Source organism: Pseudomonas asplenii, assembly GCF_001293465.1.
Taxonomy (GTDB): Bacteria; Pseudomonadota; Gammaproteobacteria; order Pseudomonadales; family Pseudomonadaceae; genus Aquipseudomonas; species Aquipseudomonas fuscovaginae_B.
In genome coordinates this window covers 315311-327502 of sequence record NZ_JSYZ01000001.1, presented here as the reverse complement: position 1 = coordinate 327502, position 12192 = coordinate 315311, and the positions used below count along the sequence as shown (strand labels likewise).

The window sequence follows — 12192 nt, the reverse complement described above, 5'->3', positions numbered from 1 at the left end:
CACTGCATTCCCACAGTCACTGGCTTTTCTGGTAGCCCATGCGCCAACTGATCGCCTCGCTGGCCGCCAGCAGGCGCTTGGCCGCCGGGCCGTTTTCATCGGCATGGAACAGCGACGTCGGGCCCACCACCGTCAGCACCGCCACCACCTGGCCCAGGGCATTGAACACCGGTGCCGACAACGCATCGACCCCCGGCATCAGCAGGCCATGGACGAAGTGCAGCCCACGCTGGCGGATCTGTTCGCAGGTCGCGGCGTAGGTGGCGGCATCGGCCAGGGGATGCGGGTGGCCGGCCTTGAGCTCGGCCTCGCGCAGGTCGACGGTCTCGCGATCCGGCAGGAAGGCGTTGAACACCAGGCCGGTGGATGAACTGAGCAGCGGCAACACCGAGCCCAACTGCGTGACCACGGTCACCGCACGCACCGCCGGCTCGATATGCACCACGGTCGCCCCGTGATTGCCCCAGACCGCCAGGAAGCAGCTTTCATTCAGGTCATCGCGCAGCTCCGCCAGGGGCATCGCCGCCACCTGCAGCACATCCATGCCGTTCAGCGCCGCGAGACCGACCCGCAACGCCTCGCGACCGAGGCCATAGTGATTGGTGGCGACGTTCTGTTCGGCGAAACCGCTGGCGATCAGCGCCTGCAGGTAGCGGTGCACCTTGCTCGCCGGCATCTGCACATGCTCGGCCAGGCGCGACAGCGAGGTGCTGGGCGACAGCTCGGCGAGGGCCTTGAGGATATCGGTGCCGACCTCGGCCGAGCGGACTTTCTGTTTGGCGTTGCTGTCGCTGCTGCGCGGCTTTTCCATGGAGGCGATGTGATCCCGGGACGAATGGGCGTCTTTATAGCTTGACGAGCACAGGCAATCAAATTACGTTTTGCATAATCGAATTACGCAATTCATAAATTTCGATCCAATAAAAACAACCGACCTTGCTGCCTGTCCGTGATTGGGGGAGCCGGCACGGGTCCACTCCACCAGGAGGCTCCATGAACCTCGACCCCACGACGCTGGCCTACCAGTCCGGCTTCGGTAATGAATTCAGCAGCGAGGCGCTGCCCGGCGCGCTGCCGGTCGGCCAGAACTCGCCGCAGAAAGCCCCCTACGGGCTCTACACCGAGCTGCTGTCCGGCACCGCGTTCACCATGGCCCGCAGCGAAGCCCGGCGCACCTGGCTGTATCGCATACAGCCCTCGGCCAACCATCCGGCGTTCGCCAAGCTGGAGCGACAGCTGGCCGGCGGCCCTCTGGGCGAGGTCACGCCCAATCGCCTGCGCTGGAACCCGTTGCCGATTCCGGAGCAACCCACGGATTTCATCGATGGCCTGGTGAGCATGGTCGCCAACTCGGCAGCGGATAAACCGGCCGGCATCAGCGTCTACGGCTATCGCGCCAACCGCTCGATGGAGCGGGTGTTCTTCAACGCCGACGGCGAACTGCTGCTGGTACCCGAACAGGGGCGCCTGCGCATCGCCACCGAGCTGGGGGTGCTGGAACTCGAACCGCTGGAAATCGCCGTGCTGCCCCGTGGCCTGAAATTCCGCATCGAACTGCTCGATGCAACGGCTCGTGGTTATGTCGCCGAGAACCACGGCGCGCCGTTGCGCCTGCCGGACCTGGGACCCATCGGCAGCAACGGCCTGGCCAACCCACGCGATTTCCTCGCGCCCGTGGCCCATTACGAGGACCGCCGGCAGCCGACCACCCTGGTGCAGAAATTCCTCGGCGAGCTGTGGGGCTGCGAGCTGGATCATTCGCCACTGAACGTGGTCGCCTGGCATGGCAACAACGTGCCGTACAAATACGACCTGCGGCGCTTCAACACCATCGGCACGGTCAGCTTCGATCACCCGGACCCGTCGATCTTCACCGTGCTGACCTCGCCGACCAGCGTGCCGGGCATGGCCAACCTCGACTTCGTGATCTTCCCGCCGCGCTGGATGGTGGCGGAGAACACCTTCCGTCCGCCGTGGTTCCACCGTAACCTGATGAACGAATTCATGGGGCTGATCCAGGGCGCCTACGATGCCAAGGCCGAAGGTTTCCTGCCCGGCGGCGCGTCCCTGCACAGTTGCATGAGCGCCCATGGGCCGGACGGCGAGACCTGCAGCAAGGCGATCGCCGCCGAGCTGGCGCCGAGCAAGATCGACAACACCATGGCCTTCATGTTCGAGACCAGCCAGGTACTGCGTCCGAGCCGCTTCGCCCTCGACTGCCCACAGTTGCAGAACAATTACGACGCCTGCTGGGCAAGCCTGCCCAACACCTTCACCCCGGATCGGAGATAACCCATGACTCAACCCAACCTTGCGCGCAGCTGGGTCGCATCCGCCAACGGGCATGCCGACTTCCCGTTGCAGAACCTGCCACTGGGCATCTTCAGCCATAAGGGCTCGGCCCCACGCAGCGGCGTGGCGATCGGCGAGCATATCTTCGACCTGCAGGCGGCGCTGGAAGCCGGTCTGTTCGACGGTGCGGCCAAGGCCGCGGTCGAAGCCACCCGTGGCGGTCAACTGAACGCCTTCTTCGAGCTCGGCCGCAGTGCCCGCCAGGCCCTGCGCCAGCGCCTGCTGGAACTGCTCGGGGAAAACAGCAGCCTGCGGGGCCGGATCGAAGCCGAAGGGGCGAAGCTGCTGCCGCTGGCGGCGGACTGTGTCATGCACGTGCCGGCGAAGATCGGCGATTACACCGATTTCTACGTCGGTATCCAGCACGCGCAGAATGTCGGCAAGCTGTTCCGCCCCGACAACCCGCTGCTGCCCAACTACAAGCATGTGCCGATCGGCTACCACGGCCGGGCCTCGACCGTACGTCCATCCGGTACCGAGGTACGTCGGCCCAAGGGGCAGACCCTTCCTGCCGGGCAGAGCGAACCGGTGTTCGGCCCTTGCGCCCGGCTGGACTACGAGCTGGAGCTGGGGATCTGGATCGGCCAGGGCAATGCCATGGGCGACTCGATCGCCATCGCCGACGCCGCGGAGCATATTGCCGGCTTCTGTCTGCTCAACGACTGGTCGGCGCGTGACGTGCAGGCCTGGGAGTACCAGCCGCTGGGGCCGTTCCTGTCCAAGAGTTTCGTCACCAGCATCTCGCCCTGGGTCGTCACCGCCGAGGCCCTGGAGCCGTTTCGCAAGGCCCAGCCGGCGCGTCCCGAGGGTGATCCGCAGCCGCTGCCGTACCTGCTCGACCCGCGGGACCGGGAAACCGGTGCCCTCGATATCGAGTTGGAAGTGCTGCTGCAAACCGAGGCGATGCGCGAGCAGCAGTTGCCACCCTTGCGCCTGGCCTTGAGCAACACCCTGCACATGTACTGGACCGTGGCGCAGATGGTTGCGCATCACAGTGTCAACGGCTGCCAGTTGCAGCCCGGCGACCTGTTCGGCTCCGGCACCCTGTCCGGCCCCGAGGCCGGCCAGTTCGGCAGCCTGCTGGAAATCACCGAGGGCGGCAAGAAAGTGGTGGAGCTGCCGTCGGGCGAAGTGCGCCGGTTCCTCGAGGATGGCGACGAAGTCATCCTGCGTGCTCGCTGCCACCGCGAAGGCTTTGCGTCGATCGGCTTCGGCGAATGCCGTGGCAGGATCCTGCCGGCGCGTTGAGAGGAGCGAGCCATGGAGCTTTACACGTACTACCGCTCGACCTCGTCCTACCGGGTGCGGATCGCCCTGGCGCTCAAGGGCCTGGACTATCACGCGCAACCGGTCAACCTGATCGCGCCGGGGGGCGGTGAACACCGCCAGCCGGCGTACCTGGCACTCAACCCGCAGGGGCGGGTGCCGGCATTGCGCACCGATGCCGGGCACCTGCTGACCCAGTCGTCGGCGATCATCGAGTTTCTGGAGGAGCGTTATCCACAGGTGCCGCTGTTATCCCGCGACCTGGCGACCCGGGCCCAGGAGCGGGCGGTGGCGGCGTTGATCGGCTGCGACATCCATCCGCTGCACAACGTCAGCGTGCTCAACCTGCTGCGCCAGTGGGGGCATGATGAGCAGAAAGTTCAGGAGTGGATCGGGCACTGGATCACCCAGGGGCTGGCCGCCGTCGAGCAGTTGATTGGCGAGACGGGCTACTGCTTTGGCAATGAGCCGGGATTGGCGGACGTCTACCTGATTGCGCAACTGTACGCAGCCGAGCGCTTCAAGGTGCCGCTGGAGGCCTATCCGCGTATCCGCCGGGTCGCGGCGCTGGCACAGCAGCATCCGGCGTTCATCCAGGCTCACCCGGCCAATCAGCCGGATACTCCGGCCTGAGGTCAGTCGCCCGGACCGTCAGTGCACGACGGTATCGGGCGGCATGCGCCCGAGGCGTTCGGTCAGGCGCAGGCGCTGGATCGGGTCGTCGCTGAGCAGCAGGGCGCGTTCCAGGTCATAGCGTTCGGCCCGCGGACAGTCGAGTTTCTGGTACAGGCTGGCACGGGCCAGGTAGTCGCTGGCGTTGCCCTGGCCCAGTTCCAGGACCCGTTCGGCATCGCGCAGGCCGGCGAGGAAGTCATCGTTGGCCAGGTGCAGTTGCCGCAGGTTGCGCGACAGGCGCTGGAGCATGTCCACCGGTGTCGCCGTCTGCATGTGTTCGGCACTCAGGAGCAGGGTCGGGCCGTACTGGCGGCTGAGCAACTCACGGCAATCGTTGGGGTAGAGACGGCGGCCGCCGCAGGGATCGAGCAGGTGGTCCGCGCCCGGTACCCGCAGCAGGAAGTGCCCGGGAAAGTTGACCCCCACCAGCGGAATCTCCAGGCCTCGCGCCAGCTCCAGGGCAATCAGTGCCAGCACCAGCGGTTGTCCGCGACGACGTTGCAGGACCTTGTCGAGCAGGGCGGCATGGGGGCGTAGCGGGGTGAACTCGTCCTGCTGGAAACCCAGCTCGTTCATGCGCCGCAGCAGCGGTTGCGCCAGCTCGCTGACCGGCAGCAGTGGCAGCCCCGCGCTGACCCGCTGTTGCAGATCCTTGAAATCGCGCAGCAGGCTTTCGGGCCGCACCTTGGAATCATGCTCGGCGGCGATCCACAACGCCGCTTCGAACACCGCGGGCGGCGTACGCTCCAGACAGGCAAAAAAAGCTTGGCGGGGGTTCATCGAAATCTCCGGCAGATGCTCTGTTTTAGCGCTGCGGCGGGGTTTCGTCCAGTGGTTTGGGCACCCCGGCGGGTTATGTCATAAAGCCTGCAATGCTGGCCGGCTTATTCCCCGGTACTTCGGCATTCTTTGCGGGCAGGCCTATACTCGCTGTGTACAAGAAGTGATCAGGGGGGCTATTCGATGTTTGCTCTCATGCAAAGCACTCGCCTTGAATCGCTGCACCTCAGCGTCGACCCGGTGACCGGGTTGAAGGCGGTGATCGCCATCCATAACCGTCGCCTGGGGCCTGCCCTGGGTGGTTGTCGTTACCTGGCCTACCCTGACGACGAATCCGCCATGACCGACGCCATCCGCCTGGCCCAGGGCATGAGCTACAAGGCGGCTCTCGCCGGCCTCCCGGTGGGCGGTGGCAAGGCGGTGATCGTCCGGCCTGCCCATGTCGAGAGCCGGGCCGCGCTGTTCGAGGCCTTCGGCCGCTGTATCGAACAGCTCGATGGCCGCTACATCACGGCGATCGACAGCGGCACTTCAACGGCCGACATGGATTGCATCGCCCAGTACACCCGGCATGTCACCAGCACCACCAGCGCGGGCGACCCTTCGCCCTACGCGGCCCTGGGGGTATTCGCCGGCATCCGTGCCACGGCCATGGCGCGCCTGGGCAGCGACAATCTCGAAGGCCTGCGCGTGGCGGTCCAGGGGCTGGGCAATGTCGGTTATGCCCTGGCCGAACAACTGCACGCGGTGGGGGCGGAGTTGCTGGTCAGTGACAACGACCCGGGCAAGGTGCAGTTGGCGATGGAGCAGTTGGGCGCCCATCCGGTCGCGACCGAGGCGTTGATCAGCACACCCTGCGATATCTTCGCGCCTTGCGGCCTGGGCAACGTCCTGACCAGCCAGAGCGTGATGCAGTTGCGTTGTGCGGCTGTCGCCGGTTCCGCCAACACGCAATTGACCAACCTGAGCGTCGCCGACCAGTTGGAAAAGCGCGGGATCCTCTATGCGCCGGATTACGTGATCAACTCCGGAGGGTTGATCTATGTGGCGCTCAGACACCACGGGGGGGAACTGTCGGACATCACCGCGCACCTGTCACGAATCGGTGCGCGGCTGACCGAGGTCTTTGCCCATGCCCAGGCGGAAAAACGCTCGCCAGCGCGGGTCGCGGACGAGCTGGCGGAACGCCTGCTGTACCGCTGAGGTCCCAGGTTACTCGGCGTCTGCCGGGGCCGAGAGCAGTTCGGACAGGGCGTCCGGCTGGCTCTTGAAGGCCTTGGCGAATACATCGCGGTTCTTCGCCATGTAGATGCCGACTTCTTCCACCTGTTGCTCGTTCAGCGAAGGCACGGCCTTCTGCAGGACTTCAGCCAGCAATTCGGCCAGTTCGAGCATCTTGTCATGACGGTCAGCTTCGGCTTTATCCATGAACAAACGCTCCAGATCTCGGCTGCTGCGGTATACCACTTCGACGGCCATTTACCACCTCACATGCCTTCTCGATAGGTTGTCTTGTACGATTACTGTATTTATATACAGTTAAGAGGATATGCGAATCCTCGAGGTTTGGATAGTGGCTTTTTAATGTAGACCTGTTTCGGGTTTTGTCAGGGGGTGCGGCTTCCGGTCGCGGGCAAAGCCGCCGTCATAGGCCGGGGGCACGTGCCTCGAAGGCCGCGGTCACCATCTCACTCCAGCCCCTGGCCTTTTTTCTGCATGGCTTTTACGTGCAGTGAAACAGTCACCTTCAACCCGCATCATCCGATCGAGCCGATCTAAGGACGTGCACCGTGAAAATCAATTGGGCCGAGAAACTGCGGCAAAACGTGCATCAGGTGGCCGAGTCCCTGGGCAATCTGTTCGTCGAGTCCTTCCATTACCTGGCACTGTTCGCCATCGGTGGGGTCACGGCCTGGGCGGCCGTGATGGAGTTCCTGCTGATGATCGAGGAGGGGCACATCAAGATCGATGACATCCTCCTGTTGTTCATCTACCTCGAGCTGGGCGCGATGGTCGGGATCTACTTCAAGACCAACCACATGCCGGTGCGCTTCCTGATCTACGTGGCGATCACCGCGCTGACCCGCCTGCTGATCTCCAATGTGTCGCACCACAACCCACCGGACATGGGCGTGGTCTACGTGTCCGGGGCGATCCTGCTGCTGGCGTTCGCGATCCTGGTGGTGCGTTACGCCTCGTCGCAGTTCCCCTCGGTGAAGATCGAGCACCCGCAGCGCAAGGTCGGCGAGGGTTCGGCCGAACATCCTGAAGTGGAAAAAGGCGAGCTCTGAGCCCGCCTTCCAGGAACGCTCCCGTGGGTCAGTTGATCCACATCCCGGCCCGCAGGTGCCAGCCATCCCCACGCTGCTCCCAGTGCGGGTGCACGTAGCGGTAGCCGGGTCGCACCGGCTCCCAGTGGCCGTGCACCGCCACATAGCGGCGACCATCCCAATGCCAGTAGCCGCGGGCCCAGATGAAGCCCGGACGGTAGGCCGGCTCGACTTCGATGACTTCCTGCGGTGGCGGTTGTGGCGCCACCACCTCGACGTACCTGACCGGCGCAGGGCGCTCGACGATCACCGGGCGTTCACGTACCACCCGTTCCTGCACACAGCCCGCTGCGGCGACCACAGCGATGGCCAACACGGCATAACGAAAAAACATCAGACCTCCTCGGACTCTTCCTGGCATGGCGTGTCTGTAGTGAACGACGGAATTTTCAGGTTCGGCCGTTGAATAGGTTGTAACAGTGTGTGTCTGTCCGTTGGCTGAACCCGAAGGCGCTTTGTTCCGTGTCGGCTGCCGTTTGTCGGGTGGGATGAAAGGGGCGTGGTCAGGCGCCTCAGGCGGCCCGATGAGTGAGGGGCCGTCAGGTTTCATACAGGCAGGCGGATGGACACTGGTCCTGTCGTGGACAATATTTTCCCTGCAAGGAAATCTCCCGCATGTCGCTTGCCCGTGCTGTTTTTCGACCTCTGTGCTGCTGGCTGCTCGTCTCTCTTTTCTGCCCCGTGGCCGCCATGGCGGCGGCCGCGCCCCTGAGCCCGGCTGATGCGGCCTGGCTGCGGCGTGACGGTTTCGACCTGGATGCAGCCAATGTCGCCCGCTTCCGGGCCATGGGCCGTACCGGGCTGTTGCAGGCGCAACTGAACGATCGTCTCCACGATTCGTTGCCGCCCGCCATCGAGGCCCAGTTGCAGGCCTATCCGATCCTGGCGACCCCGTTGCAGGCGACCCTGCTGGCCTTCCGGCAGGCCCAGGAGCAGGTCAAGGCGATGCCCACGGGCGATCCCCAGGCCGAGGCGAAGAAGTCCTTGCAGCGACAGGCCAACGACGCCGCCGACCAGGCCCGGCAGATCGTCCTGCTGCGGGCGGTCTACGGCAGCAACCCGCTCAAGGAACAGCTGGTGTGGTTCTGGCTCAACCACTTCAGCGTCTTCGCCGGCAAGGGCTCGGTGCGGCTGATGGTGGCCGACTACGAGGAACGGGTGATCCGCCCGCACGCGCTGGGCAAGTTCAAGGACCTGGTATTGGCGACGCTCAAGAGCCCGGCCATGCTGGAATACCTGGACAATGCGCAGAACGCCCGGGGCAAGGTCAACGAGAACTACGCCCGTGAACTGATGGAGCTGCACACCCTGGGTGTCGGCTCCGGCTATACCCAGCAGGACGTCCAGCAATTGGCGCTGATCCTCACCGGTGCCGGGCTGCTGCCGCTGGATGGCCGGGTGCAGAAGTTCGGCCCGCGGGTCGCGCCGCTGGTGGTACGCGACGGCCTGTTCCAGTTCAACCCCAACCGGCATGACTTCAGCGACAAGGTGCTGCTGGGCCAGCCGATAGCCGGCAGCGGCTTCGACGAGATCACCCGCGCGGTGGAGTTGATCACCCGGCAGCCGGCCTGTGCCCGCTTCATCTCGCGCAAGCTGGCCGAATACTTCGTCGCCGATCAGCCACCGCAGGCCCTGGTCGATCGCATGAGCGCCACCTTTCAGCGCACCGACGGCGATATCGCCCAGGTCATGGGCACGCTGTTCGAGTCGCCGGAGCTGCAGCACAGCGCCGGCAGGAAATTCAAGGATCCGATGCAGTTCGTGGTCTCGGCCGTACGCCTGGCCTACGACGGCAAACCGATCGCCAATCCGCGTCCGCTGCTCAACTGGCTGAACCAGCTGGGCGAGCCGTTGTTCGGTCGTCTGACGCCCGATGGCTGGCCGCTCGATGCGGCCGGCTGGGCCAGTTCCGGGCAGATGTCCAAGCGCTTTGAAATCGCCCGGGCCATTGGCGCGGGCAGCAATCGGCTGTTCACGCCCGAGGGCAGCCAGAGCATCGGTGCCGGATTCCCGCTGATCACCACGCCGCTGTACTACGACGCCATTGAGCCGCATCTGTCGGCGGCCACCCTCGGGGCGCTGAATCAGGCCCGGTCGCCGCAGGAGTGGAACACCTTTCTGCTGTCCTCCCCCGACTTCAACCATCGCTAGGTGCCCTGATGAATCGTCGAGACTTTCTGCTGGCCTGTGCGGCAGGCGCGGTGACGCTGCCGGGCCTGTCGTTTTCCACACGGCTGTTCGCCGCCCCCGCGTCGGCCCCGCGTTTTCTGCTGGTGTTCCTGCGCGGTGGCTACGATTGCAACAACCTGCTGGTGCCCTACGCCAGCGACTTCTACTACGAGTCGCGTCCGAGTCTGGCGATTGCCCGCCCGGATGCCCACAACGCCGACAGCGCCATCGCCCTGGATGGCCACTGGGGCCTGAACCCGGTGCTGCGGGATTCGATCTACCCGCTGTGGCAGCGCAAGCAGATCGCCTTTGTGCCGTTCGCCGGGACCGACGACCTGTCCCGCAGCCATTTCGAGACCCAGGACAATATCGAGGCCGGGCAGCCGGCCGGGCAGCAGGCCCATTACCGGTCGGGCTTCCTCGCCCGCCTGGCGGGCGCCGTCCCCGGCAGCGCGCCGATCGCCTTCACCGACGCCCTGCCGGCGAGCTTCCAGGGCGGCCGGGATATCCCCAACCTGTCGCTGCGTGGGCTGTCCAGCCCGGTGTTCGATGAGCGCCAGTCGAACATTCTCGCCTCGATGTACCGGGGCACGCCGCTGGCGGCGTCGGTCGTCGACGGCCTGGAACTGCGCCAGCAGGTTTCCCGAGAGTTGCAGGAGGAAATGCAGAAGGCCGGGCGCGGCGCACCGACGGCCCGCAACTTCGCCGCCGAAACCCGGCGTATCGCCACCCTGTTGCGCGATCAATACCGCCTGGGTTTCGTCGATGTCGGTGGCTGGGATACCCATGTCAATCAGGGGGGCGTCCAGGGGCAACTGTCGAACAACCTGGCCAACCTCGGCCAGGGCCTGGCCGCGTTTGCCGAGGCCATGGGCGAGCAGTGGAAAGACACCACGGTGGTGGTGGTTTCGGAGTTTGGCCGAACCTTTCGCGAGAACGGCAACCGCGGCACCGACCACGGGCACGGCACGGTGTATTGGGTGCTGGGCGGCAGCGTGCGGGGCGGGCGGATCGGCGGAGAGCAGGTGGCGGTGAACGCGGCCGGCCTGCTGCAGAACCGCGACTATCCGGTGCTCAACAACTACCGTGACCTGCTGGGTGGGCTGCTGGGGCGGACCTGGGGAATGTCCGCTGCGCAGTTGCAGGTCGTTTTCCCCGGCGCGCGCCCCAATGGGCTGCAATTGGTCTAGATCGCCAGGTAGCCGAGCTCCGGCCGGGGAAGCCTGGCAGGGCGGGCCAGCAGCTTGAGATTGTCGTCGTCGGTCATGGCCGTGAGAATCTCCAGGGCGCTGTGGCCCTGCTCGATGGCAATGCCGAACTGCACGCTCTGTATCAGGCGTTTCAGGCGCTGCGGGTCGTTGCGTTGCGCCGGGCTGATCATCCGCTTGGCGACCACGCCGTCGGCATTGGACAGAGTCAGCAGGATGCTGCCATCCAGGCCCTGCAGGCTCAGGTTGACCCGGTACTCGGGCTGGAAGGCGTCGTTGATCAACTGGAAGGGATTGTCCATGGTTTTCACCGTTCTGATCGGAACATGCAGGCATTGACTACGTGGAAACCGGATTGGTTCGTTATTCCGGACCACTGGCCATCCGTGGTCCTGGCTTCATGCCGGAACCGTCGAACTGGAGAATGACAAAGCAAGCCCTGTGCCGGATCGCGGGCGGGGCGTTCGCCATGAGCGGGGAGGTCGATTCGGTGGGGATTTTCAGCTGACGTTGTGTCGGGAAATTTCAGATGCTAAGGCCTGACCCAATTCCCGACCATACCAGTGCTTTTGCGGCTTGTCCGGCTTTTTTTGTCGAAAAATATTTATCTTTTCAAAGGGCTTGAATTGTTTTTCCAGCTGCCCAACTCTGTAGACAAGAGGCTATGTTTCGCACTGCCTCCAGCGGTGCGGCGAACCTCTTGCGAGCTAGCTGAAATAAGGGAAGAACTATGCAAATCCAAGTCAATAGTGATAACCATATTCAAAGCAGCAAACGACTGGAGGAGTGGGTCCGTACGACCGTTGAGAGCACGCTCGAACGCTACGAAGACGACCTGACCCGGGTCGAAGTCCACCTCGGGGATGAGAACGGCGACAAGCCCGGCCCCCACGATATTCGTTGCCAGATCGAAGCCCGGCCAAAAGGCCGCCAACCGATTTCCGTCACCCATAAGGCCGATACGCTGGAACAGGCGATCGACGGCGCGTCCAGCAAACTGGAGCATGCACTGGAACACCTGTTCGGCAAACTGGCGGCCAAGCGCGCCACCATCGTCAGGGGCGAGCGCCGCGACCTGGGTGATGCCCTTCTGGAAGAGGAGTTCGAAGAGAAAGAGCGCGTACGCCTGGCCGCCAATGGCTGACCGTCAGCGCTGAAAAAAAGGGCCTGCATTTGCAGGCCCTTTTTTTGCCTGACGTAATCTCCATCGCGGTGTCGTTGATGATCAATGAAATATTCGTTTGGTACCTTTGCGTATGAGAATATTTATCATTAGTATTGCCTGACCATTTGTCGCGACTCATCGGAGACTTCCCCGTTGTCGTCTCTCGCTTCTTCCTCTTTTCCCAGGTTGGTCCATGAATAGCAGCGCTGATGGGCTGTCGGTTTCCTATGGTCTGCTTGCCTCTTCG

The 12192-nt window shown here is 64.1% G+C and carries 13 protein-coding genes; 8 read left to right on the top strand and 5 right to left on the bottom strand.

All coding sequences use genetic code 11. The annotated features are described in order from the left end of the window. Positions 1-16: 16 nt before the first annotated feature. Positions 17-811 carry an IclR family transcriptional regulator gene (locus PF66_RS01505; RefSeq protein ID WP_054061724.1) on the bottom strand — a complete coding sequence of 265 codons (795 nt, stop codon included), beginning with the start codon at positions 809-811 and terminating at the stop codon, positions 17-19. Positions 812-993: 182 nt separating this feature from the next. Between PF66_RS01505 and hmgA the strand changes: the two genes are divergently transcribed. The 3 genes from hmgA to maiA are packed head-to-tail and all read left to right on the top strand — an operon-like array spanning position 994 to position 4251. Then, positions 994-2292, top strand: coding sequence for a homogentisate 1,2-dioxygenase (gene hmgA / locus PF66_RS01500; protein ID WP_054061723.1), 1299 nt, complete (start codon positions 994-996; stop codon positions 2290-2292). Between the two features lie 3 nt (positions 2293-2295). Beyond that, the gene (fahA, locus tag PF66_RS01495; RefSeq protein WP_054061722.1) at positions 2296-3600 is read left to right on the top strand and encodes a fumarylacetoacetase; all 1305 of its coding nucleotides are present in this window, start codon (positions 2296-2298) and stop codon (positions 3598-3600) included. Positions 3601-3612: 12 nt separating this feature from the next. Then, entirely contained in the window at positions 3613-4251 is a 639-nt protein-coding gene (maiA, locus tag PF66_RS01490; RefSeq protein ID WP_054060360.1) for a maleylacetoacetate isomerase, read from the top strand. 18 nt (positions 4252-4269) lie between these two features. Here maiA and PF66_RS01485 read toward each other — a convergent pair whose 3' ends face one another. Then, positions 4270-5073: a SirB1 family protein gene (locus tag PF66_RS01485; protein WP_054061721.1), complete on the bottom strand. Its 804-nt coding sequence runs from the start codon at positions 5071-5073 to the stop codon at positions 4270-4272. 183 nt (positions 5074-5256) lie between these two features. On the opposite strand from PF66_RS01485, the gene PF66_RS01480 reads away from it, so the two are divergent. Beyond that, the gene (locus tag PF66_RS01480; protein WP_054060363.1) at positions 5257-6276 is read left to right on the top strand and encodes a Leu/Phe/Val dehydrogenase; all 1020 of its coding nucleotides are present in this window, start codon (positions 5257-5259) and stop codon (positions 6274-6276) included. 9 nt (positions 6277-6285) lie between these two features. On the opposite strand, the gene PF66_RS01475 is transcribed toward PF66_RS01480, so the two are convergent. Continuing rightward, positions 6286-6552, bottom strand: a complete 267-nt coding sequence (locus PF66_RS01475; RefSeq protein WP_054060364.1) for a YebG family protein — start codon at positions 6550-6552, stop codon at positions 6286-6288. Between the two features lie 311 nt (positions 6553-6863). Here PF66_RS01475 and PF66_RS01470 point away from each other — a divergent pair, with 311 nt between their 5' ends. Next, entirely contained in the window at positions 6864-7364 is a 501-nt protein-coding gene (locus PF66_RS01470; RefSeq protein WP_054060365.1) for a phosphate-starvation-inducible protein PsiE, read from the top strand. 28 nt (positions 7365-7392) lie between these two features. Here the strand turns inward: PF66_RS01470 and PF66_RS01465 are convergent, their stop codons facing one another. Next, complete coding sequence (locus PF66_RS01465) at positions 7393-7737, bottom strand: YXWGXW repeat-containing protein (protein WP_054060366.1); 345 nt, start codon at positions 7735-7737, stop codon at positions 7393-7395. 281 nt (positions 7738-8018) lie between these two features. Between PF66_RS01465 and PF66_RS01460 the strand changes: the two genes are divergently transcribed. Then, entirely contained in the window at positions 8019-9554 is a 1536-nt protein-coding gene (locus tag PF66_RS01460) for a DUF1800 domain-containing protein (RefSeq protein WP_054061720.1), read from the top strand. An 8-nt stretch (positions 9555-9562) separates the two neighbouring features. Further along, positions 9563-10762 carry a DUF1501 domain-containing protein gene (locus PF66_RS01455; protein WP_054061719.1) on the top strand — a complete coding sequence of 400 codons (1200 nt, stop codon included), beginning with the start codon at positions 9563-9565 and terminating at the stop codon, positions 10760-10762. Here PF66_RS01455 and PF66_RS01450 read toward each other — a convergent pair. Next, a complete protein-coding gene (locus PF66_RS01450; RefSeq protein WP_054059997.1) occupies positions 10759-11082 on the bottom strand; it encodes a DUF3509 domain-containing protein in 324 nt (107 codons plus the stop codon). The two genes, PF66_RS01455 and PF66_RS01450, sit on opposite strands and share 4 nt — an antisense overlap. 428 nt (positions 11083-11510) lie before the next feature. Between PF66_RS01450 and PF66_RS01445 the strand changes: the two genes are divergently transcribed. Then, complete coding sequence (locus PF66_RS01445; RefSeq protein ID WP_054059996.1) at positions 11511-11924, top strand: HPF/RaiA family ribosome-associated protein; 414 nt, start codon at positions 11511-11513, stop codon at positions 11922-11924. Positions 11925-12192: the final 268 nt, after the last annotated feature.

Coding starts and splice junctions, on each gene's coding strand:
- PF66_RS01475 (WP_054060364.1), bottom strand. CDS start 6,552: ATGGCCGTCGAAGTGGTATACCGCAGCAGCCGAGATCTGGAGCGTTTG.
- PF66_RS01445 (WP_054059996.1), top strand. CDS start 11,511: ATGCAAATCCAAGTCAATAGTGATAACCATATTCAAAGCAGCAAACGA.
- fahA (WP_054061722.1), top strand. CDS start 2,296: ATGACTCAACCCAACCTTGCGCGCAGCTGGGTCGCATCCGCCAACGGG.
- PF66_RS01465 (WP_054060366.1), bottom strand. CDS start 7,737: ATGTTTTTTCGTTATGCCGTGTTGGCCATCGCTGTGGTCGCCGCAGCG.
- PF66_RS01460 (WP_054061720.1), top strand. CDS start 8,019: ATGTCGCTTGCCCGTGCTGTTTTTCGACCTCTGTGCTGCTGGCTGCTC.
- PF66_RS01485 (WP_054061721.1), bottom strand. CDS start 5,073: ATGAACCCCCGCCAAGCTTTTTTTGCCTGTCTGGAGCGTACGCCGCCC.
- PF66_RS01455 (WP_054061719.1), top strand. CDS start 9,563: ATGAATCGTCGAGACTTTCTGCTGGCCTGTGCGGCAGGCGCGGTGACG.
- PF66_RS01480 (WP_054060363.1), top strand. CDS start 5,257: ATGTTTGCTCTCATGCAAAGCACTCGCCTTGAATCGCTGCACCTCAGC.
- PF66_RS01450 (WP_054059997.1), bottom strand. CDS start 11,082: ATGGACAATCCCTTCCAGTTGATCAACGACGCCTTCCAGCCCGAGTAC.
- maiA (WP_054060360.1), top strand. CDS start 3,613: ATGGAGCTTTACACGTACTACCGCTCGACCTCGTCCTACCGGGTGCGG.
- hmgA (WP_054061723.1), top strand. CDS start 994: ATGAACCTCGACCCCACGACGCTGGCCTACCAGTCCGGCTTCGGTAAT.
- PF66_RS01505 (WP_054061724.1), bottom strand. CDS start 811: ATGGAAAAGCCGCGCAGCAGCGACAGCAACGCCAAACAGAAAGTCCGC.